21 protein-coding genes and 2 riboswitches are annotated in these 23,637 nt (G+C 29.6%); of the genes, 8 read left to right on the forward strand and 13 right to left on the reverse strand.

Annotation, left to right across the window (positions count from 1 at the left end; genetic code table 11):
* The first annotated feature begins 46 nt into the window (after positions 1-46).
* The 3 genes from L992_RS02645 to L992_RS02660 all read left to right on the forward strand — a co-directional run bounded on the left by L992_RS02645 (position 47) and on the right by L992_RS02660 (position 3,845).
* Positions 47-1,261, forward strand: a complete 1,215-nt coding sequence (locus L992_RS02645) for a molybdopterin molybdotransferase MoeA (RefSeq protein ID WP_047394234.1) — start codon at positions 47-49, stop codon at positions 1,259-1,261.
* Positions 1,254-2,339 carry a molybdopterin-guanine dinucleotide biosynthesis protein B gene (mobB, locus tag L992_RS13295; protein ID WP_081982668.1) on the forward strand — a complete coding sequence of 362 codons (1,086 nt, stop codon included), beginning with the start codon at positions 1,254-1,256 and terminating at the stop codon, positions 2,337-2,339. The genes L992_RS02645 and mobB overlap by 8 nt, the downstream gene beginning before the upstream one ends.
* A gap of 159 nt (positions 2,340-2,498) precedes the next feature.
* On the forward strand, positions 2,499-3,845 hold the full coding sequence (locus L992_RS02660) for a diguanylate cyclase domain-containing protein (protein WP_197053373.1): 1,347 nt from the start codon (positions 2,499-2,501) through the stop codon (positions 3,843-3,845).
* Between the two features lie 54 nt (positions 3,846-3,899).
* Here L992_RS02660 and L992_RS13065 read toward each other — a convergent pair whose 3' ends face one another.
* The 8 genes from L992_RS13065 to L992_RS02700 all read right to left on the reverse strand — a co-directional run bounded on the left by L992_RS13065 (position 3,900) and on the right by L992_RS02700 (position 13,357).
* Positions 3,900-5,588, reverse strand: coding sequence for a hypothetical protein (locus L992_RS13065; RefSeq protein ID WP_052191786.1), 1,689 nt, complete (start codon positions 5,586-5,588; stop codon positions 3,900-3,902).
* 11 nt (positions 5,589-5,599) lie between these two features.
* Positions 5,600-6,196: a hypothetical protein gene (locus L992_RS02670; protein WP_047383700.1), complete on the reverse strand. Its 597-nt coding sequence runs from the start codon at positions 6,194-6,196 to the stop codon at positions 5,600-5,602.
* Between the two features lie 82 nt (positions 6,197-6,278).
* Complete coding sequence (locus L992_RS02675; protein WP_047394238.1) at positions 6,279-8,660, reverse strand: glycogen/starch/alpha-glucan phosphorylase; 2,382 nt, start codon at positions 8,658-8,660, stop codon at positions 6,279-6,281.
* 19 nt (positions 8,661-8,679) lie between these two features.
* Positions 8,680-9,513: a hypothetical protein gene (locus tag L992_RS02680; RefSeq protein WP_047383702.1), complete on the reverse strand. Its 834-nt coding sequence runs from the start codon at positions 9,511-9,513 to the stop codon at positions 8,680-8,682.
* Positions 9,514-9,532: 19 nt separating this feature from the next.
* Complete coding sequence (locus tag L992_RS02685) at positions 9,533-10,306, reverse strand: TrmB family transcriptional regulator (RefSeq protein ID WP_047383703.1); 774 nt, start codon at positions 10,304-10,306, stop codon at positions 9,533-9,535.
* 9 nt (positions 10,307-10,315) lie between these two features.
* Positions 10,316-11,173, reverse strand: coding sequence for a sugar ABC transporter permease (locus tag L992_RS02690; protein ID WP_081982672.1), 858 nt, complete (start codon positions 11,171-11,173; stop codon positions 10,316-10,318).
* Complete coding sequence (locus L992_RS02695; protein ID WP_052191787.1) at positions 11,170-12,060, reverse strand: carbohydrate ABC transporter permease; 891 nt, start codon at positions 12,058-12,060, stop codon at positions 11,170-11,172. The genes L992_RS02690 and L992_RS02695 overlap by 4 nt, the downstream gene beginning before the upstream one ends.
* Positions 12,061-12,115: 55 nt before the next feature.
* Positions 12,116-13,357: an extracellular solute-binding protein gene (locus L992_RS02700; protein ID WP_052193882.1), complete on the reverse strand. Its 1,242-nt coding sequence runs from the start codon at positions 13,355-13,357 to the stop codon at positions 12,116-12,118.
* A gap of 242 nt (positions 13,358-13,599) precedes the next feature.
* On the opposite strand from L992_RS02700, the gene L992_RS02705 reads away from it, so the two are divergent.
* Together L992_RS02705 and malQ are read left to right on the forward strand one after the other, a co-directional pair.
* Positions 13,600-14,967 carry a carbohydrate porin gene (locus L992_RS02705; protein WP_047383707.1) on the forward strand — a complete coding sequence of 456 codons (1,368 nt, stop codon included), beginning with the start codon at positions 13,600-13,602 and terminating at the stop codon, positions 14,965-14,967.
* 81 nt (positions 14,968-15,048) lie between these two features.
* The gene (gene malQ / locus L992_RS02710) at positions 15,049-16,548 is read left to right on the forward strand and encodes a 4-alpha-glucanotransferase (protein WP_047394241.1); all 1,500 of its coding nucleotides are present in this window, start codon (positions 15,049-15,051) and stop codon (positions 16,546-16,548) included.
* A gap of 30 nt (positions 16,549-16,578) precedes the next feature.
* Here malQ and L992_RS02715 read toward each other — a convergent pair whose 3' ends face one another.
* A complete protein-coding gene (locus tag L992_RS02715) occupies positions 16,579-17,091 on the reverse strand; it encodes a hypothetical protein (protein ID WP_047394243.1) in 513 nt (170 codons plus the stop codon).
* Positions 17,092-17,202: 111 nt separating this feature from the next.
* Here L992_RS02715 and L992_RS02720 point away from each other — a divergent pair, with 111 nt between their 5' ends.
* Entirely contained in the window at positions 17,203-17,814 is a 612-nt protein-coding gene (locus L992_RS02720) for an ATP-binding cassette domain-containing protein (RefSeq protein ID WP_047383711.1), read from the forward strand.
* Complete coding sequence (locus L992_RS02725; RefSeq protein WP_052191788.1) at positions 17,814-18,593, forward strand: ABC transporter permease; 780 nt, start codon at positions 17,814-17,816, stop codon at positions 18,591-18,593. The genes L992_RS02720 and L992_RS02725 overlap by 1 nt, the downstream gene beginning before the upstream one ends.
* 25 nt (positions 18,594-18,618) lie before the next feature.
* On the opposite strand, the gene thiM is transcribed toward L992_RS02725, so the two are convergent.
* The 4 genes from thiM to L992_RS02745 all read right to left on the reverse strand — a co-directional run bounded on the left by thiM (position 18,619) and on the right by L992_RS02745 (position 22,542).
* Complete coding sequence (gene thiM, locus L992_RS02730; protein ID WP_197053374.1) at positions 18,619-19,443, reverse strand: hydroxyethylthiazole kinase; 825 nt, start codon at positions 19,441-19,443, stop codon at positions 18,619-18,621.
* Entirely contained in the window at positions 19,436-20,242 is an 807-nt protein-coding gene (thiD, locus tag L992_RS02735; RefSeq protein ID WP_047383713.1) for a bifunctional hydroxymethylpyrimidine kinase/phosphomethylpyrimidine kinase, read from the reverse strand. The genes thiM and thiD overlap by 8 nt, the downstream gene beginning before the upstream one ends.
* Before the next feature lie 85 nt (positions 20,243-20,327).
* Positions 20,328-20,425: riboswitch (TPP riboswitch) on the reverse strand.
* A 21-nt stretch (positions 20,426-20,446) separates the two neighbouring features.
* On the reverse strand, positions 20,447-21,061 hold the full coding sequence (locus tag L992_RS02740) for a hypothetical protein (RefSeq protein ID WP_047383715.1): 615 nt from the start codon (positions 21,059-21,061) through the stop codon (positions 20,447-20,449).
* An 86-nt stretch (positions 21,062-21,147) separates the two neighbouring features.
* Entirely contained in the window at positions 21,148-22,542 is a 1,395-nt protein-coding gene (locus L992_RS02745; RefSeq protein WP_052193883.1) for an amidohydrolase, read from the reverse strand.
* Between the two features lie 63 nt (positions 22,543-22,605).
* A riboswitch (purine riboswitch) is annotated at positions 22,606-22,703 on the reverse strand.
* Between the two features lie 129 nt (positions 22,704-22,832).
* On the opposite strand from L992_RS02745, the gene glyA reads away from it, so the two are divergent.
* A partial coding sequence (gene glyA / locus L992_RS02750) for a serine hydroxymethyltransferase (RefSeq protein WP_047394246.1) occupies positions 22,833-23,637 on the forward strand: 805 nt, incomplete at its 3' end.

Genomic DNA, 23,637 nt, shown 5'->3' on the forward strand with positions numbered 1-23,637 from the left:
CTATGATATATTAATTATAGAAAAATTAAATTATACGAGGTGTTTTATGGAAAAAATAAGTTTAGAGCTCGCTCTTGAAACTCTAATTAATAAAGTTAATATAATAGAAGAGCTAGAAGAAAAAAATCTTTTAGATATCCTTGGATTTATACTAGGTGAAGATATCCTATCCCCTTTAAATAATCCACCATTTAATCGTTCACCTTTAGATGGATTTACATTTAATAGTTTTGACACGATTGGAGCATCTAAAGATAATCCCGCTACCTTTTTTGTTAAATCTGAGATTTTTGCAGGAAGCTACTGTGATGATAAAATAAATAAAAATGAAGCTTTTAGAATTATGACTGGAGCTCCCATTCCAAGCAGTTGTAATTGTGTCATAAAACAAGAGGAGGTTCATTTCGATGAAAAAACAGGTATTTTAAAAATTTATAGAGAGTTAAAAAATCATGAAAATTTCTGTTTCGAAGGCGAAGATCTAAAAGTTGGTGAGCTTGTTGTTCAAAAAGGAGAGGTTATCACATACAACCACATCGGAGTCTTTGCATCTTTAGGTATCCATAAAGTTAAAGTTCTAAGAAAGCCTAAAATAGGTATACTTAGCTTAGGAAGTGAACTTCTTATGCCTGGTGCTTCTTTAGCTCCTGGAAAAATATACAATAGTAATCTTTTCACTTTGATGAGTAAGTTAAAGTTTTTAGGTCTTGATGGTATTATGTATCCTCCAATGTCAGATAATCCAATCCTGGTTTCGAATTTTATTGAGAAAGAACTAAAAAATATCGATCTGCTTATTACTACAGGTGGAGTTTCTGTTGGAAAAAAAGATATTATGCATGACGTTATCAAAGAATTAAAAGCAAATAGATTATTTTGGAAAATAGATATTCAACCTGGAACACCTGTTTTAGCAGCTGAAAAAGATGATAAACTTATTTTATCTCTTTCTGGCAATCCCTTTGCTTCACTTGTTAACTTTGAACTCTTGGGAAGAGCTATTATTTATAAAATGAGTTCAGGAACTATTAAAAATACTAAAACAATCGAAGCGATAGTTAAAGGTGGCTTTAACAAATCCTCATCTAAAAGACGTTTCATCAGAGGTTTTTTCCATAATGGTGAAGTTTTTTTAAATGATAAAAAACACTCCTCTGGAACAATCTCGTCTCTTATTGGAAAAAACTGTATTGTTGAAATATCTCCTGGAACGAGTTCTTTAAAAGAGAACGATAAGGTCAAGGTGATTTTAATTGATTAAATTTGAAGATATTGATATTTTAGTTCTTGCTGGTGGGAAAAGTAGCCGTATGAACTACAATGACAAAGCTCTTTTAAAAATTGGCAATAAAACATTTCTAGAAAACTTAGAGATTCTATTTTCTAACTTTAATAGAAAATATATCTCATTAAACTCATCACAAAATATATCTAATGACTCTTTTATTAGAATAGATGATGAATACAGTGAAATTGGACCTATCTCTGGGTTATATTCCGGGCTTTCAAAGTGCATAGGAAACTACCTCTTTGTTACCCCTTGCGATGTTCCAAATTTAACTAAAGATTTTATAACTTACATAACTGATTTTGTCTCTAATGAATATGACGCCTTCATTGTCAAAGATAAAGATGGATTTATACATCCATTGATGGGAATATACAATAAATCTTCATTAGAGAAAATAAAAAAATCTATCGACTCTAAAGATTATAAAGTTTTAAATCTTGTAAAAAACCTAAATGTTAAATATATCGATTTAAAATATACAATTTTTGATGATTCAAAAATTTTAAAAAATATAAATACTCCTGAAGATTATAAAAATTTAAATATCTCCTCAGAAAATAAAACTAAATTTTTTGCAATATCTGGAGTTAAAAATTCAGGAAAAACAACTCTGATCACAAAACTTTTAAAAAAATTTAAAGAGAATGGTTATAAAGTTGGAACGATAAAACACGATGGACATGATTTCCAAATGGATAATCTTAACTCTGATACTGATAAACATTCTAAGTCCGGAGCTATTGGAACCCTTATTTTTTCAAAAAATAAATTTATGTTCTTAGAGCAAACAGAGGAACAACCCCTTGATTTCTACCTTAAATTCTTCCACGATTATGATCTAATTATTCTCGAGGGATTTAAAGGTAGTATATATCCAAAATTAGAAATAATAAGACAAGAAATCTCAAATATAAGTGTTTCTAATCCATTAAATCTAAAATTTATTGTGAGTGACTTAAAAAATATCGATAATAACAAAATTTTAAAAATTTTAGATTTGAATGACATTGATACTATTTTTGAAGAAATAAAAAAATATGTTTTTTAAAGAATTATTTTTTTAAATTACTGTTGACTATTTCCTACAAAAACTATATAACATAGGATATGGTATTTATAATACCATAAAAAAATATAGGAGTTATAAATGAAGTCACAAAATATAAAAAAAAATAAACTTATAATTTTTCTAATGAGTCTCATTCTTTTGATTACACTTTTTTTATCTACAAAACAAATCTTCACTAGAGCAGAAGAGATAACTATTTTGATAAATAAAGGTGCTTTTATTGATGTTAGTGGAAAAGTTAACGATAAAGTCTTATTATTAGAATCTATAGCAAACTTAAAGTATATTAAAGATAAAAGTATTCCTATCCAAGAAAGAGCTCTTTCTTTAAGACCATTCCAAGAAAAATACGATTTTCTTATGATTGCTCTTATGGACAAAGATGGATTTACATCTAGTTCTCTTCAAGGTGGTTTAGCTGACCTTTCGGATAGAGAGTATTTCAAAAAAGTAAAGACACTTAAAACAAACGTTATAAGCGATGTTATTATAAGTCGAACAACTGGTGAAAAAAATATAGTTATTGTTCATCCTTTTTTAGATAGTGAACAAAATTTTGATGGCGCAATTTTCATCTCTATTCGACTATCTGACTTAATAAGTCTAAAAAATAGTTATGGCCCTTCAAATAAAGGTTATACAACTACTATTTTAGACGATGATATGAATGTTATTGCTGGTGATTTTAAAGGTGATTATTTACAACTTAAAAATAATTTAATTAACAATAATCCTTCAGGAGTTTTCTTTAAAAAAAGAAATGGCGATTTGCATTTTATTGCTTTTAACAAAAAAGAGCTTTCAAATTGGTATATAATTACAGATTTAAATATTTCTCAATACTTTTTTGGAACTCTAGCTAGTACTTTAATTGTAATTTTTGTTTTTGTAATATTATTTTTAATGATTTTTAAAAGTTTTGACGTTAATAAAAAAATTGAAATCCAACCTTTACTCGATTCTTTAAATCAAGACTATCTTTCTGGAACTTACAATCGAAAGTATTTAGAAGAATATATCAAAAATTATTTTAAAAAAGAAAAATTAGAAAATCATAAATCAGCTTTTATTATTTTAGATATAGATAATTTTAAATCTATAAATGATGAACTTGGTCATACTACTGGGGACTATGTAATTAAAGAATCTGCAGATAAAATAAAAGATATATTTTATGAAAATTCTGTTATATCTAGAATTGGTGGAGATGAATTTATAATTTTTATTGAAAATATTGAAAATGATAAAATTATAATCAATAAAATCAAAAGTTTATTGACTCTTATGAACACGAGCTATGGTAGAGATGAAAAGAATGTAAAAATTTCTGCTAGTATTGGAATAACTTTCACAACTAATAATAATTCTACTTTTATTGATCTATATAACGAAGCGGACACTGCTCTTTATAAAGCTAAAGAGGCTGGAAAAAATTGTGCTTATATCTCTAACAGTATAAATGAACCTATTATTAAATTAAATTAAATTAAATTAAATATAAAAGCTATCAAACCGAAATATGGTTTGATAGCTTTCTTTCTATACTAATGTGCTATAGTAGTCTACAAATGTATATTGCTCCCACTTTCCTTTTATAACATTCAAAACTCTATTATTATTATATTGAATCAAAATCTCACGATTTTTTAGTAATTTCTCAATATCATCTTGCAACTTTTTATTTTTTTCTTCCATATCTTCAATCTCTAAAAACTTAATATACTCTTTCAATCTATAAAGAGTTTCATAGTTCTGAGTTCCGCCATAATCTTTTAAGATCCAGCACGTTTCCATCTCTTTATCTAAGTTATAATCTAATTTAATATTTTTACTGAGAATAAAATCTCCAATTTTATACTCCTCTTTATTTAAGATATTCTTCTGAAGAAATACTCTTAAATTATCTTCTCCACCGTATCTCGTATAATATAAATAACTCTGACTTATTTTTAAATACTGAGTGTTTAAATCACTTTCAATTCCATTTTCTTGAAACAGTATAAAAATAGGTAAAAATATATCTAATAAATAGCTATAAACAAGCTCTTTTCTAGTCAATAATTTATCAGCTTTTTTCCTATAATATCTCGAATATCTTATGCAGTCCTCTACAACCGAATGTAAATTTAAATCCTTTGTATCTACATTTAGTTGTCTTGATTTAACTACCAATTCATCTCTATAAAAATTATACACCTGCTCAAACCATCTCTGCATACCTACAATGAATCCTGGAATATCATTATTTAAACTAAAAAGAGCAATCTCTCCTATTATCAATGTTTCTCTTCTAAATTGTTTCTTACAATATTCTCTAATCGCTTTAATCTTTCCTTTTGTATCATCTGTATAGAATATTACTCTATCTATATAATAAAGTTTTCTAAAATCATCTATTAAAAAACTATCCAACTTTATATCTGTTTCTATTTTCTTAACCAACAAAATTTTATTTCTATTCAAATAATCCACAAGTGTATACGTATAGCCTTTTTCATATTTATTTCCCAATTTGTAACTATTTTTATACTTCAAATACTCTACAAATATATCTCCATTTCCTTTATGCTCTAAATCTTTAAAATTAGACAGCAGTATATTTACTACCGGTATAAATATCCTTTGATACCACGCTGTGGAACGTTCGTAACTCTCATCTCCTAATGAATAAAGCTCTGAAAATTTTCTTACTTCATCTCTAAGTTCTCTATACATACTGCTCTTTGAACATTCTATTCCATTCAATCCAGTTTCTTTTTCAAAACTAAATCTCTCTCTTGATAAAATATCAGAATCTTCATTCTTCTCAGAAAAAAACTCATAAACCTCAGCTTCAATAGAGTGAAAGTTTAAATTTTTAGCTACAGAAACTCTATGATTGCCATCATACACAAAGTACTCTTCCTTTATCTTATAAAGAATAACTGGTGGCAAACTTCCATCTTCTAAACTTTTTAAATAAACATTTACCCATCTAACTCTAGATTCCTCTCTGATTGGATTGAAATCTTTATCAAAATCTTGAGCTTTTTCTACACTTCCAACTATTTTTGATAAGAGAACCTCACGTACTCCTAAATAAACTCTATTTGATAGTTGTTCTTCTTTTTCTACTACTGAGAACTCTTTTATTCTTTTTCCCTCTCTATCAAAAAAATTAAACCTAGTTTTTCTTAAGGCTTTTCTAAAAGCTAATTCAGCTTCCTCTTTTTCTATAAATTGTTTCATCTCTCCTCCTCCTAAGAAAAATCCAAGTCTAAAACTTTATATCCAAATACATTTATTATCTTTGTATTTTCAAGCTGTGCCTCTTGAATCTCATGATGACTTTTCAAATGTACATGCCCATGCAACCAATACTTTGGTTTTAATAGATCTATTGCTTTTCTATAGCTATTGAATCCTTTGTGAATTGGATCATCTCCTTCGTTTATTCCACCAACAGGTGAGTGACTAATCACTAAATCAACTGTTTTAAATACAGTTTTCACATAACTTTTCATTACCATAAAAAACACATCTTTTTCACTATACTGATGATTTCCCCTTGAATAGATATGACTTCCATCAAATCCTACTATTTTTATACCTTTTACTGTACAGTTTTCACCTGAATCTAAATTTCTACAAAAACTTATGTCATGATCCTCTGCGTATATGTGATTTCCATTAACATATACACACTCTTTATTTAAAATTGTAAAAAGATAATCTAAATATCTGTTGCTTACATCCCCACATGAAACTATCAACTCTACATCTTTAAACATCTCTTTCAAAGTTTCTGGAGAATATCTCTCTAATATCGCCTCATCACTAACCGCAAGTATCTTCATATTTTGTCTCCTAATTTTAAGTGTAATAAAAAAATCAAGTTATGATAAAAACTACCACAAAAATGTGGTAGTTCCTATTTTTTTAAATTTTTTGAGGTTTTATATTCCAAATCTCTTTTGCATATTCAGCTATTGTTCTATCTGACGAAAACTTTCCTCCGTTAGATATATTTATCCAAGCTTTTTCTCCCCAGTTCTCTCTGTTTACAAACTCTTCATTAATTTTATCTTGAACTCTTCTAAACTCAGCAAAATCTTGTAAAACAAAGTATTGATCTGGTTTATGCCATGAAGCTCCCTTCATCAATGAATCATACAACTCTTTATAGTACCCTGTTCCTTCATCGTTTAATGTTCCATCAATAAGAGCATCTACAACCCTTTTCAATCCTGGTGTCTCATTATAAGGAACATATGGATTATATCCCTCTTTTTTCATTTTTTCTACATCCTCTACTTTTAATCCAAAGATATAGTTATTCTCCACTCCTGCTTCTTCAACAATCTCAACGTTCGCACCATCTAATGTTCCAAACGTAAGAGCTCCATTTATCATAAACTTCATATTTCCTGTTCCTGAAGCTTCTTTTCCTGCTGTAGATATCTGTTCTGAAATATCTGCCGCTGGGAATAGATATTGAGCTGCTGAAACATTATAATTTTCTATAAATATAACTTTTATCATATCTTTTATATCCAAGTCATTATTAATAATCGAAGCTACTTCATTTATCAATTTTATTGTTCCTTTTGCTCTCATATACCCTGGAGCTGATTTAGCACCAAAGATATATGTCACTGGATGAATTTTCATCTCTGGATTCTCTTTTAATCTATAATACAGATCTAAAATATGAAGTATGTTTAACATCTGTCTTTTATACTCATGAAGTCTCTTTATTTGAATATCAAAGATTGAACTTGGATTTATTTTAATTCCAGAAGTTTTTTCTATGTAATCTGCTAACTCTTTTTTCTTTTCAAATTTTATATTTAAGAATCTATCTATTATATTTTTATCTGCAGAGTATTTCTCTAAATTTTTCATTTCTGAGAAGTCTGTAATCCATCTATCTCCTATAAGCTCTGTTATAAGTTTTGATAGCTGTGGATTACATTGCAACATCCATCTTCTTTGAGTTATTCCGTTAGTTTTATTTAAGAATCTATCTGGGAAAAGCTCATACCACTCTTTCAACTCTATATGTTTCAGTATATCTGTATGAAGAGCAGCAACTCCATTTGTTTTAGATGATCCATAGATTGCTAACCAAGCCATATGTATCATATCCCCTTGAATAATGCTCATTCTCTCTCTTCTAGATCTATCTTCAGGATATTTTTCCTCTAAAAGATTTAAAAATTGATAGTGAATTCTCTCTGTTATTGCAGATATTCTTGGAACAACCTCTTCATATAAACCAATCCACCATTTCTCTAAAGCCTCTGACAAAATAGTATGATTTGTATACGCAAATGTTTTTTCTACAATTGCCCAAGCGTCTTTCCATAATAAACCTTCTACATCTGTTAGTATTCTCATAAGTTCTGGTATAGCTATAACAGGATGAGTATCATTTAATTGTATCGATACAAACTCTGAAAATTTGCTAAAATCATTTCCATGAATTTTTTTAAATTTTCTAACTATATCTTGCAATGAAGCTGATGTAAAGAAGTATTGTTGCTTCAATCTTAATTTTTTACCCTCATTTGTTGAATCATTTGGATAAAGGATTCTAGATATATCTTCAGCTCTATTTATATTTTCTAAAGCTTTTTCATAATTCTGATTGTTAAACTCTTTCAAGTCTAACTCCTCTATTGCTTTAGCTTCCCAAAGTCTTAAAGTATTCACATTATCTGTTCCATACCCTATTATTGGCATGTCATATGGTACCGCTCTAACCTTAGAATCTCCAAATTCAACAATAACCTCATCAAAAGGTCTAGCTACTGTCCAAACATCCCCATATCTAAGCCATGTCTCTGGAGTCTCAACCTGAAATCCATTTTCTATCTTTTGCTTAAAAATTCCATTTTTATACTTGATTCCATATCCTGTTCCTGGTAGATTCAATGTCACCAACGAATCCATAAAACAAGCTGCTAATCTTCCAAGTCCTCCGTTTCCAAGCCCAGCATCCTCTTCAGCTGCTTCTATAGTATTTATATCTAACCCTATCTCTGATAGTACTTCACTTATCTGTTCATAAACTCCTAAATTTATCAGATTATTTCCAAGAGCTCTTCCCATAAGAAACTCTGCTGAGAAATAAAAAGCTTGTTTTTCCTCTTCATATTTTTTTCTAGTTTCTAACCAGTTCTTTGATATATTATCAAGAATTACTCTGCTTAAACTCTGATAGATTTCAAAAGAGTTAGCTTCATCAATGCTCTTATTAAATAAAACTCCCACTTTAGTTTCTATCTCACTTTTTAAAAGATCTTTTCCAATTAGCATTCTGTACACTCCTTATTTATTAATTTTCATTTAATTTTTTCATAAGTTCTGCGATCTCTAACTCTTTTTTCTCTAACTCAGCTTTTAATCTAGCTTTTTCTCGAAGTTGCTTTAATATCTCCTCTTTATTTTGAATTTCAGTGTTAAGCTTTTCGTTTTCATTTTTTATACTCTTTAACTCTTCCCCCGTTTTAGTTGTCGAATGAACTATTTTTTTAGTCGGTTTTGTATCTAAAAATGTTGAAACCTCTTTCGGCTTGTTTCCATCTCCAAAATATATATTGGTTTGAATAATAGGTCCTTTTTTAGAGTTTAAATTTATAGGAATTATCATTTGAGCATAATTTTTTAAAAGTTTCTCATTCTGAAACAAAGGTTTATCTATCAATATCTCCTGTGATGTTGTAGAATTACCAAATAGAACTTTTAAATTCTCAATTGGAATTAATTTAACCTCTATTTTTTCTCCAGGTCTAACTCCAGAATCTATAGGTTTAGTATAGAATCCACTATCCTTTTGATTTAAATTAAATAATCTCTGCTCTTTTCCATCAAACCCTATATACTTCGCATCCGTCCAACTTAGAAAAATTACATCTTTCGATATATTTTCAAATGTTAAATCTATCGTTTCATCTAAAAAGTTTATATCCATATTGAATCTATCCGATGAAATTCTTCCATCTTTTGTCAATAGTGGATAATCTCTTAAGGTAGAGTCCTTTGCCCCATAAATTGTAGTTTTAGTACTTCTTATATCACTCTTTACAGATTGATGTTTTATTTCATTTGAACTACATCCTGATACCAAAAGTGTTGATACTAACGCTCCTAAAAAAAATAGATTTTTCATTCATTCACCCCATTTTATTTTAAAAATCTAAAGTTATTATTTTATTGATATTATGTCCAAATTGATTTTCTAATTTCATCAAGTGGATATCATTTTTTATATGCTCTGTTACAATATTTACAAGCAGTTTATTCTCTGAATATGTCCCACAGAACTCCCCTTCATAATTACTTCCTATTATTGCTGCCGTCGAATCTATTGCAACCATTATTCTTTTTTCCGAATCAGTCACATTCAAATTAAAACTCTCTCTTATATAAGCTTCAATCCCAAGATTCGCATAATCAGTTTTATTAAAACTGAAAAGTATAATTCTAACTCCTTTTTCTTTTAATTTTTTAAAATCTTTTTCAAATTCAAATAGATCCAAATTCGTATTTATATAAACAACTTTCTCTGCTCTTTTTAAAATTGTTTTAAACCTATCTTTTATATCATCAAAAGAGTTTAAGTTATAAAATTGTTTTTGTTTTCCACTTACTCCAACTTTATTTAATTCATCTTTTAAAAATTTTGTAGCACTTTCCACATTTTTTTTATAGTTTTCAAATATCTCATTCAAATCCATTGTTTTATAAAAAGTTATCTCTTTATCCAAATATGAATTTATATATCCTTTTTTTTGTAAGATATCTAAATTTTGATAAACTGTTGTTCTTGGATAACCTAAAGTTTTGGCTATTTGAGAACCATTTGTTCCTGGGTTTTTTATCAACTCTAAAAAAACCTCTGCTTCCTTTCTTCCGAAACCAACCTTTTCTAAATTTTCTAAAATCTTTTCATTTTCTACCAAAATATCCTCCTATTCTTTAACTCCCCCTACAGTTAAACCTCCTACAAGATATCTTGATAAGCTGACAAATAGTATTACTACAGGTATGCTTGTTATCAATGCTGCTGCTGAATATGTTCCCCACTCTGCGCTAAATGATCCTTGAAGATTTACTAATCCAACTGGAAGAGTTAATTTCTCTGCTGATGTTAATATTATTCTAGCTATTACAAACTCCGACCAAGCTGTCATAAATGAAAATAACGCTGTTATTGCAAGTGCCGGTGTTGAAATAGGTAATACTATTTTATACATAACCTGCCATACTTTGCAACCATCAATATAAGCACTTTCTTCCAAAGACTTTGGAATTGTATCAAAATACCCCTTTAACATCCATACAGAAAAGGGAACTGATACTGCTACATAAGGTATTAATAATCCTAAAAAACTATTCATTAGTTTTAATTTTACTAAAATTATAAACATAGGTAATAGTAACATCGGTGCTGGAAACATCTGTGTTACTAGAAATGTCATCATCCCAACCTTTCTTCCCCAAAACGAAAATCTTGAAAAAGCATATCCTGCTGTTATTGATATAAATACTCCAATTACTGCTGTCAATAAAGATATAATCAATGAATTTTTTAACCAAATCAATAAGTCCGTTTCAAATAAAGCTTTTCTAAAATTATCTAATGTTGCATCTGGCGGTATTATTCTTAAACTTGTTGAAAACAGTTGATTCCCAGGTCTTAGAGCTACCGACAAAACATTTAATAGAGGATAAAGAGTTATTGCACAAAACAGTATCAATATAAAATATATTCCTATTATCTTTTTCCAACTATCATTTTTTTCAAAATATATACTTTTATCTATCATCTGATTTCCTCCTTAAAAATATTGCTTTTCTTTACGTAGATAATAGAGAAAATCAATAAGAATATAAATATAAGTACCGAATATGCCGCTGCAAAGCCATATCTATAGAAATTAAATGCTAATCTATAAACATCAGTTACTAAAATTTGAGTCTCTTTATTTCCATATCCACCTGCTAAAATTATTATTATGTTTAGCATATTGAATGTCCAAATTGTTCCTAAAATTATTGCTGGAGTTAATGTCGGTTTTAATAATGGCAAAGTGATATCTTTAAATTTACTCCAAGGACTAGCTCCATCTATATCTGCTGCCTCATAAAGTTCGGCCGGGATAGATTGAAGTCCACCCAATGTTATCATCATCATAAATGGAAACCCTAACCATATATTTGTTATTATAGCTGCATAAAAAGTTAGTTTAGGATCACTTAACCAAGGTAAATTTTGAATTCCAAACCATCCAAGCATTAGATTTATAGCTCCAAAATTTTGATTAAACATACCTTTCCAAGTAAGAGCAGCTATATATTGAGGCATCGCCCATGGAATTATAAGAAATACTCTCAGAATAGATTTTCCTGGTAGCTTTCTATTTAGTAAAAGAGCTAAAAATAATCCTATAGTCACATGAAAAAATACGTTTACAAAAGTCCAAATTATAGTTCTTATAAATGTTGCTAAAACATCTGGATCTTGAAATACTCTAATATAATTTTGTAAGCCTACAAATCCAGGGTTTTTAAATGTTCTTAAACTCATATTAGTTAAAGATAACCAAAATCCATATCCTAGTGGATAAAATACCATTATTGCCATTACAATAAAAGCTGGTGCTATAAATAAATATGGTGTGTTTTTACCTACTAGTCTTCCTTTTCCACTCATAATCAGTCTCCTTTTTTAATTTTGGAGGTTGGAAAAACTCCAACCTCCCTATATTTTATTCACCTTTTATAGTTTTTATTCCATCTACTGCATCTTTTTGCATTTTTTTAGCAGCATCTTGTGGTGTCATCTTTCCATTTATAACAGCCTCTAAATTTGGTCTTATTGCATCCCAAATCGCTCTCATCTCTGGAATTACAGGCATTGGAACTGTATGTTCAATCGTTGCTATTGAATCTTGCATAAGCTTATCATTTTTAACTGCTGGTAAGTTTCTAGCTGCTTCTATCCCTGGTGCTTGAGATTGATTTATTGCAATTTCAGCATTAACTTCTGGAGAGAATATATAGTCAAAGAATTTATTTAAAGCTTCTCCTTTTGAATCAGAAGTATTTTCAGATAATGAGTAACCTTTAGAAGCATTTGTAAACAGCGCATAACCATGCTTTGATGGAATCGGCATTGGAGCAACTCCTAAGTCAATTCCTGCATCCTCATACTCTTTCCAAGACCAAGCCCCATTTAAAATCATAGCTGCTTTTTCTTGTTTAAATAGTTGAGAAGCTATATCATAATCCATTCCAGCTTCACCTAATCCATACTTCGCTCTTACATCTTTAACAAAAGTTAAAGCATTTACCATAGCCTCATTATCTAAAGTCGGATTATTACTTTTATCAAAAATTTCTCCTCCAAATCCAGCGTAGAATCCTACAAACCAGAATGGTTCTTTCTCATTATACAGGAATCCATATTTTGAATTAGCTTTATCTTTTGCATCTACAGCTGTGTTTGCCTTTGCAACTTCTAAAAACTCATCCCATGTTTTAGGAGCATTTTTTACTAATTTCTTATTATATAAAAGTGCTATCTGATTTCCTAAAAATTCTGGCAATAAATAAACTTCATCATTATACATTCCACTTTTTAAAGCTCCATCATTAAATTTCGCTATTAAATCTTTTGATACAACTTTACCAATAGGTTTAATTAAATCTGAAACCATAAATATTCCAATATTATCATTTGGTCCATAAACAATATCTGGTCCTTGTCCTGCTAAAGAAGCATTTTGAAATTGTGTTCTTAAATCTTCAACTGAATAGTGTACTACATTTACTTTTACATCTGGATTCTTTTTCATAAACTCATCAACTAATTTTAAATAAGTAGGTCTAACTGCTGGCTCCATTTGTTCCCACAAAGTTATCTCTGTAGTTTTTCCTGAAGCCATTGTTGATAGTAACATCCCTGCTGCGAATACCAACATCGATTTTCTAAACATGTTTCTTACCATTCTTACCCCTCCTGTTTTATGTTGTAACTTAATGACAACACTATTATTACTCTTTTTTTTCTAAATAGTCAATAGTTTTTTTAAATTTTTATTTATTTTTATGTGTTTTTTCAAAAAAAAATGTTTTTTTTAAGAATTTTTAGTTTTGTTATTGACAAATCAAAAAAAATGTTATAAATATATTGGTATCAAAGTTGTAAAGCTTTTACAACATTAAAAAATAAATAGGGGGTATCAAATTTATGAAGATTAAACATTTATTCACACTTTTATCTGCAGTTATTATCACTGGTACAGCTGCACAGAATACTTTTGCAAAAGAAATTGTTCAAAGCCCAGAAGTTGTTTCAACAGCATACGATGTTACAGCTTTAGAAGACAGAATTGCTAAATTAGAATACAATGATCAACACCCTAGTTTTGAATTCCATGGATATGCTCGTACTGGTTTATTATTAAATGCTGAGAGAGGCTTAAAGAAAGCTTCAACTTTCCCAGGACCTTTTGATAAAAAATATGTTGGTAGACTTGGAAACGAAGATAACACTTATGCTGAATTAGAGTTTGTAAAAAGTTTTTATATGGAAAACGGAGCTTGGGCTAAATTCCATGCTATGCTAGTTTCTGATTCAGGTAGCTATTCTGATAACTCTGGTTCTGGAAATGATGGTTGGGGAGATTCATCTATTCAAGCTAGACAAGTTTATGTAGAGATGGGAAATCTTCCAACTTTTACAGGAGCATTTAAGGATTCTACAGTTTGGGCTGGTAAAAGATACTATAACAGAAGAGATATTCATATAACTGACTACTACTATACAGATTTATCAGGTACTGGATTAGGAGTTGACAACATTGCTCTTGGAGAAGGTAAATTAGGATTTGCAACAGTTGCAAGAAATTCTAGTGTAGGAGATGATCAAGATATAGTTGGTTTAGTTACAAAATACTCTATCGGTAACTTCGAGTTTGATCTAGTTGGAGCAAAATCTCAAGATAACGAAGATGAAAATTCTAGTTTAGCTAAAAATGGATTCCAAGGATTTGCACAATATAACTTAAATAGTTACTATGGTTTAAATGGTTTCTCTAAATTCTATGGTCAAATTGGTTCTGGAATTGGAGCTACTTGGGGACTTGGTTCTCTTGGAAATGCTACTGGAAACTATAAAAAAGCTACTTCATATAGACTTGGAACTTGGGGACTTACTAATTTAAACGAGAAATGGGATTTATTCACAACTTTATATGGTCAATATGATAATAAACCTGAAGATAGAGATCTTGATTTATATAAAAAGAATGGTTTTGAAACTGCTTTTGTAGTTAGACCTGTTTACAAAATAAATAATAACTTTGAACTTCAATTTGAAGGTGGAATAGGATATACTGAATCTAACTTCTCTGATGATACAGATTCTAACGGAACATTCTACAAATTAACTTTTGCCCCTACACTAAAACTTGATTCTAATCAATTCTGGGCTAGACCTGAAATTAGAGCATTTGTTACATATGTAGGTGGTGAAACTCAAGATACAGCAAATAACAAAGAAAAATATAATGATGACAACATCAGAGTTGGAGTTCAAGCTGAAGTTTGGTTCTAACACTTAATTAAATTCTTTATTGCTCTGGGTATTTTCCCCGTAGATACCCGGAGCTATTAAATCTAAAAGTGAGGTATTTTTATGAATGAAAGATCTAGTGGTATCCTTTTACATATAACATCGCTACCTGGAAAATATGGAATAGGTGATTTTGGAAAGTGTGCCTATGAGTTTGTTGACTTTTTAAAAAATAGCAATCAAAAATATTGGCAGATTCTTCCAATGGGAGTAACAGGATATGGAGACTCTCCCTATCAATCTTTTTCAGCTTTCGCTGGAAATCCATATTTTATTGATTTAGACTCATTCGTTGAGATGAATATTTTAAAAAACGAAGATTTAAAAACTTTAAAAGAATTAAATTCTATTTCTGAAATTCAGTATGACAAATTATACATAGAAAGATATTCAGTTTTGAGATTAGCTTTTGAAAACTTTAAAAGTCATACCTCTTTTACTTTGCTAAAAAGTTTTAAAAATAAAAACTCTTGGTGGTTAGATAACTACTCTCTTTTTATGGCTATAAAAAATAATTTCAATGGAAAATCATGGTTAGAATGGCCGCGAGAATATCGTTTCAGATGTAAAAAAACTTTAAAAAATGCCAAAGAAAAATTTAAAGATGAAATTGATTTTCAAATATTTCTACAATTTTTCTTCTATAAACAATGGGATGATTTAAAAAAATATGCGAATAATAACAAGATAAAAATAATTGGAGATATTCCTATCTTTGTTGCTACAGATAGTGCTGACACTTGGGAAAATCCTAAGATGTTTGAGTTTGATAAAAAACTACAGCCTAAAAAAGTTGCAGGATGTCCTCCAGATGCTTTTAGTAAATATGGTCAACTTTGGGGAAATGTTCTTTATAACTGGAAATATATAGAGAAAAATAATTTCAGTTGGTGGATTAAAAGAGTTAAAAGCTGTTTTAAACTTTATGATAAAGTTAGAATAGATCACTTTAGAGGCTTTGAATCTTATTGGGCTATTCCAGCAAAGGCTAAAACTGCTCAATTTGGTAAGTGGGAAAAGGGACCTGGTATGAAGCTTTTCTATGCTATAAAAAAATCTTTAGGAGATTTAGATATAATTGCAGAAGATTTAGGTTTTTTAACTCCTAAAGTTTATAAACTTTTAAAGGATTCAGGTTACCCAGGAATGAAAATACTACAATTCGCTTTTGATTCAAGAGAGGAAAGTGATTATCTTCCTCATAAATATCCTAAAAAAAGTGTGGCTTATACTGGAACTCATGATAACCAAACAGTTACCGGATGGTATAAAAGTACAAATGAAAAAGATAAAAATTTTTGTGATGAATACCTTTCAAAATTTCTAACTTCTAAAGTAGAAAACAACAGCTCTATAAGTTGGAAATTTATAGAAGCACTTTGGAGCTCAAATTCAAATCTTACTATAGCACCACTACAAGATTTCTTAGATTTAGATGATGAAGCTCGAATGAATACTCCTTCTACACTAGGAGGTAATTGGATTTGGAGAATGAACAAATCTCTTCTAACAAAAGATTTAGAAAACAAACTATCGGTGCTAACGATAAAACATAAACGTTAAGTTAAAAAAGTGAGGCAAACCGTTTAAGCCTCACTTTTTTAATATTAAGTTTATGTGATTCTCAGAATTCTCCATTTCAACTATACTAAAATCTGTGAATCCAATTAAATCAATTAACTCATTCTCTGTAAAACAAGTATACCATTTTCCATTTTCAAAACAATCCTCATTTCCTGTTCTAAAAGATAGATATAGCAATCCTTTTTCAACTAAAACTGAATACAATCTATTCAAAACATAATAGATATCCAATCTGTCTAAATTCAAAAGCGTATCCAATGCCCAAATTCCTACAAATCTTTCTGTTTGCTTTAAACTATTCATAAGTTTTATCACACTTTCTTTTACTATTCCTTCATAATTTTCATCTCCAAAATGAAGTCGAGTATTTTCTGCTTTTAAATGCTCTATATTATGTCCTTTTTCTCTAAAAAAATCATCTAGAAAATCCTCTTTAGGCTTCAAAGTTAAAACTTTTCCATGCTTCATTAACTTTCTCTCAAATTTATCTAATTGTTGTAATTTTATATTTGTCTTATCCATAAGAAACCTCCTTTTTATTTAACTCTCCCTATATTTACATACAAAATTTTATTGTTCTTTCCTACCTTTATATGCTAAAATCCTTATGAAGTTTTTAATTCAGGAGGAATTATGATTAAATTTAAAAATATCAGTTTAAAATTCAACGAAAAAATTATTTTAGACGAATTTAGTCTAAACATCAACAAAGGAGAAAAAGTTTTAATATCTGGAAAATCTGGAAAAGGAAAGAGTACCCTATTAAAAATATTACTTGGTTTTAACTCTCCTAATTCAGGTGAAGTTTTTTTTAACGATATCGAATTGACTGAAAAAACTATTGATAATATAAGAAAATATTTAGGATATATGCCTCAATCTACACCTTTTCTAAATGATAATGTCGAAAAAATAATAAATAATATTTTTAATTACAAATTAAATGCTAAAAAAAAATTAGATTATGATAAACTTTTTTACTTTTTCAATCTCTTCCATCTTGAAAAAAATATTTTAAGTAAACATATAAACGAGCTTTCAGGTGGAGAAAAACAGCGATTGGCTTTTATAATAACAATTTTACTTGATAGAGAAGTTTGGATTTTAGATGAAATAACCTCATCTCTAGATCAAGAAATGAAAGAGAAGGTAACTGAATATATTTTAAATAGTGATAAAACAGTTATTTTAGTTTCACACGACCACACTACATCATTAGAAAAATTCAGGAGGGTTACATTGTAATGGCACAAGATATTTTTTTACCTAATTTACTATATTTTGGATTTTTTTTAATTCCTATTTTTTTCATTATGAACTACTTAGAGATCAATCAAATCTCTAAGGTTATAAAATCACTATCTAGAATGTTTATACAACTTATGCTTGTAGGAGCATATCTACACTATATTTTAGTTTTAAACAACCCCTTAATTAATATTGCCTATCTTATATTTATGAGCAGTGCTGCTACAATAACAGTTATCAGGGATGTAAAGATACACAGTTTAAAATTTTTCTTCAGTACTGCTATTGCAATAATTACACCGTTAATTTTAAACCTTTCTCTTTTTTCTATATTTCTTTTAAAATTAGAAGATAAGTTTAACGCTATGTATCTTATTCCTCTCTCTGGAATGATTTTAGGAAATACTGTGAATGGGATGATTGTAACAATTAATGATTTTCTTAAAAGCATGAAAATAAATGAAGAGAGTTACCTTTTATCTTTATCTTTTGGAGCTACGAAATTTGAAGCACTTAAACCTTTTATTTCTAGTGCTGTTTCACTTGCATTTAGACCATCTGTTGCAAATATGGGAAATGTTGGATTAGTCTCTCTTCCTGGGATGATGACTGGTCAAATATTAGGAGGTTCACTTCCTATTGTAGCTATCAAATATCAAATTGCTATTATGACAGCTCTTTTTGTTTCAAGATTTTTATCTTCATTTTTACTTATGATCTTCTGCTCAGTACAATTTTTTAATGGTTACTCTTTATTTACTCAAAATAAAAAATAGATTTAAATATAAAAAGCTACCAAATTTAATTGGTAGCTATTTTACTTTCTATCTCTAACATATCTTGATTCATATTTGAAATATTATTTATTATCGAAACTTTCAATTCACCTGTCCCTCTATAATTTTTAGATGCAAGTTCACCAGCAATTCCCATACACAATACTCCACCTAAAGCACTTATAAAAGAGTTGTTATCTGCACCTAAAAAGGATCCTATCAGTGATGAAATCATACATCCAGTACCCGTAACTAATCCCATAGAACTACTTCCATTCATAACCTTAACTACATTTTCTCCATTTGATATATAATCAATCTTTCCAGTTATCGCTATAGTTGTTGATAATTTTTTTGCAGCTAACACAACGATTTTTTCTCCACTTTCTTCATTTTCTAAAGAATCTACCCCTCTACTTCTAACATCCATTCCCAAAAGACATTTTATCTCAGCCATATTTCCCTTTATAACTGTAAATTCTACCTCTTTTAATAGATTTTCTACCAATTCTCTTCTTGCCTTTGTCGCTCCTACTCCCACTGGGTCTAAAACTATAGGTTTTTTAAGTCTATTTGCTATTCTTCCAACTTCAATGGCCATATCTCTCATACTTTTATCCATTGTTCCGATATTTAAAACAACACTTGAAGAAAACCCTATTATCTCTTCAATCTCATCTATACAAAACGACATCAGTGGAGACGCTCCTATTCCTAAAGTAATATTTGCACAGTCATTTATTGTCACTGTGTTTGTTAAATGATAAACTAAAGGAGTTTTATTTTTTATTTTTTCCAATCCCCTAATAACTTCAATTATTTTCTCCTCTTTTAATCCCTGCTTATTCAAAATCTACACCTGCCTTTTTATATAAATCTATAAAATGACCCACGGGTCCCACTCCCTCTCCTATTGAAAATGAATTTTTTATAGCTTTGCTTATATACTCTTTTCCTAATCTAACCGATTCCTCTACTGTTAATCCCTTTCCTATATAAGATGCTATTGTAGATGACAGTGTACACCCTGTTCCGTGTGTATTCTTTGTTTTAAATCTTACTCCTTCAAATTTTACGATTTCATTGTCTTCTGTTATCAGAATATCTGTACAGTTGTCTTCTCTATGTCCACCTTTTATTAAAACATTTTTAGAACCCATAGATTTTATTATTTTTCCGGCTTTTATCATATCCTCTTCAGTTTCAATTTTTATATTTGATAAAACTTCAGCTTCTGGTATGTTTGGTGTTACCAATGTTCCAATCTCTAAAAATCTTTTCAATGCTTCTATGGCATCCTCTTTTAACAAATAATATCCACTTTTAGAAATCATAACTGGATCGATAACTATATTTTTAGCTTTTACATCTTTTAATGTTTCATGAACTATATTTATTATATCGCTGCTCGAAAGCATACCAATTTTTACTGAACTTACAGCTATATCTTCATAAATAACTTCGATCTGCTTCTTTATAATATCTGTATCAATCTCTTGAACGGCAAAAACACCCTTTGTATTCTGAGCTGTAATAGCTGTTATTACACTCATCCCATATGTTCCTTGAGCACTCATAGCTTTTAAGTCCGCCTGAATCCCTGCACCTCCACATGAATCAGACCCTGCAATTGTTAAAATATTTTTCATTCCAACCTCCTATTTATGTATAAAAAAAAGCTACCCTTAAGGGTAGCTCGAATTCATAGTTATCAACTAAAAGATATATCAGCTAATACTGTTTTCGCTACTTCCCTACGTCGGTATTAACCGTATCAGGTTCAAAGGGTCAGTCTAAACTTCTCAGCCAATAAGGCTCCCCTAGTAAACTTTTATTCTCTTAATCACACTATACTATATTCTATTTCCATTGTCAACCATTGCCATCTCTTTTAACTTTATTCTATAGGCATCGATTCTTTTCTCCCAGCCTTTTCCGTACTGTTCCCAGCTGTTTAAACTTTTATAATAAGCTATTCTTTCCTCAGTTATAAGGTCAATAAATTTTTCATGATCTTGAACAGAGTTAATAACTTTTATTGTTTTACTACCCAAAACTCCATCTACTACAATAGCTTCTGATGGTCGATATCTTTTCAATGCTCTTTGAGTTATAACTGCTCCTGCATTGTATCCTCCATTGAAGAATATATCAAATATCATCATCTGTGAATACGAATGTTTAATTTCATCTAATCTATAATCGATTAGTAAGTGCTCTGCTATTTCTCTTGCTTGCTCCTCTGTTAAAGTTTTTATTTCATAATCTTTTTCAAATTTTTTATTATAATCTAATAGTAAAAAATTTCTTATTCCATATTTTGAAAGTTCCTTTTGAGTTCTTACAAGCTTATCCCCTTCGTGAGATAGGACCTCACTTATTATAATCTCCCTAATCCTTGTATCATCATATCCAAAACCTACTGTTGAATATAATAATGTGATTAAAATGACAAATTTTTCTAGCATACTTTAATCAGTTTCCTCCCTGTATATTAAAATAGTTTTATAACTTTTTTAAGCAGGGATATATTATAACATAATTTTTACTAAATTTATAGAGTTTCTGCTATTTTTTGAACTTTTCCTTTAAAATTGTTTAATTCCTTTGAATTTTTTTCTAAATCCACTGTTTTTATTCTCTTATCTTCTACAATTACTTTTCCATTTACAATAACTGTATCTACATTACTAGCATTAGCTGAATAAACTAAAGCTGAATACGGATCAAATATTGGATTCATATTTACAGACTTCGTTTCTATTACAACTACATCAGCTAATTTTCCAATTTCTAAGCTTCCTAACTCATTTTCTCTATGAATCGCTCTTGCTCCACCAATTGTGGCCATTTCTACAGCTTTTAATGGTGGTAGTGCAGATCTATCTTTTGTATCTAATTTGTGTAACTTTGCTACATACCCCATTTGACCAATTATATCTAGTGTATTTCCACTCATAGGTCCATCTGTTCCTAATCCCACTCTCATTCCCATATCGTGCATTTTTAATGCTGGTGAAATTCCTTTTGCAGATTTTATATTAGCAACCATATTATGTGCTATTCCTATATCTCTCTTTTTCATTAATTCGATATCACTATCAGTCACAAATATATTATGAGCTGCTATGAATCTCTCATTTAATAATCCTAACGAATCTAAATATTCTACAGGAGTCATTTTAAAGTCTTTTTTTATTCTATCAAACTCTACATCAGTTTCTGCAACGTGCATTGACACTGGCACATTATATTTTTCAGATAACTCTTTTATTTTTAATAACTCCTCTTTTGTTACTGTATGTGGTCCATGTGGTCCAAATCCTGGAGTAATTAATTCATCATTTTTATATTTCTCAACAAAAGCGACTGCTCTTTCTAATGTTTCACCTTTCTTTTGTCCATCGGCCGTTGGATATTTAATTATATTTTGAGTCATAACTCCTCTTAATCCAACTTCTTTAACAGCTCTTGCTGCATCATCTTCAAATAAATACATATCAACCATAGTTGTTACTCCACCTAAAGCCATTTCTGTAGCTCCATGTCTTGCTCCTAAATAAACCATCTCTGGGCTTACCATTTTATTCTCTAAAGGGAATATATATCTATTCAATCTATCTGGAACATCATCTGCTAATGACCTAAACACAGTCATAGAAGCATGTGTATGAGTATTTATCATTCCTGGCATTATAATTCCCTCTTCAGCATCTATAACTTTATTTGCACTATATTTTTTTAACAAATCTTCATTTCCTATTGATATTATCTTATTATTTTTTATTACCAAAACCCCATTTTCAATAACATCTCTTTTTTCATTCATCGTTAAAATAGTTCCATTTTTTATAATTATATTAGCTGATTCTTTCTTTTCAACTAAAGAACTACATCCTACAATAAATAAACTTCCTACTAATAAAGCACCCTTTAAATAACTTTTCATGTTAATAATCCTCCCAAATAAAAAAATCCCAGCAAGCAAAAGCTCACCGGGGTAAAAAATCAATCCCAATACACTTTTACTCATAGTACCAATTTTACGGTTTGGTGTAGAAACTTTTGGCCATATCCCAAATTTATATAAGTATCTTTTTAAAATAAATATTTCACGAACTAATTTTAACACATTTAAATATAAAGTCAATTTTTTTATTTTATATCTCTATTTTTCTAGCATATTTAAACTAATTGGTATATAATCAATCTAATACTTTAAATTAGGGAGGATGCATTATGTTAAATTGTTTAAAAAATAAAGATCTTGATATTTACAATGCTATTGAAAATGAGTTACATAGACAAGAGTATGGTTTAGAACTTATCGCCTCGGAAAATTTTGTATCAACTAGTGTTATGGAAGCTGTTGGATCAGTTTTGACTAATAAATATGCAGAAGGATACCCTTCAAAGCGTTACTATGGTGGCTGTGAATTTGTAGATGTTGTCGAATCACTTGCTATCGAAAGAGCAAAAGAATTATTTGGAGCTAAATATGCTAATGTTCAAGCTCATTCTGGATCTGGAGCAAATATGGCTGCATACAGATCTCTAATCGATTTAGGAGATACTATTTTAGGTATGAGACTTGATCACGGTGGTCATCTAACTCATGGAAAAAATGTTAACTTTTCAGGAAGTGACTATAATGTTATTTCGTATAGCGTAAGAAAAGATGATGAAAGAATAGATTACGATGAAATAAGAGCTCTTGCTTTAGAACACAAACCGAAACTTATTATAGCCGGAGCGAGTGCTTACCCTAGAACTATAGATTTTAAAAAATTCAGAGAGATTGCTGATGAAGTTGAAGCTTTCTTAGTTGTTGATATGGCACATATTGCTGGTTTAGTTGCAGTGGGGCTTCACCCATCACCTATAGAGCATGCACATATTACTACTAGTACTACACACAAAACTCTTAGAGGTCCTAGAGGAGGACTTATTTTAACAAACGATGAAGAGATTGCAAAAAGAATTGATAAAATAATTTTCCCTGGAATTCAAGGCGGGCCCTTAGTTCATATTATTGCTGGAAAAG

The sequence above is a fragment of the Cetobacterium sp. ZOR0034 genome (assembly GCF_000799075.1).
Lineage (GTDB): Bacteria > Fusobacteriota > Fusobacteriia > Fusobacteriales > Fusobacteriaceae > Cetobacterium_A.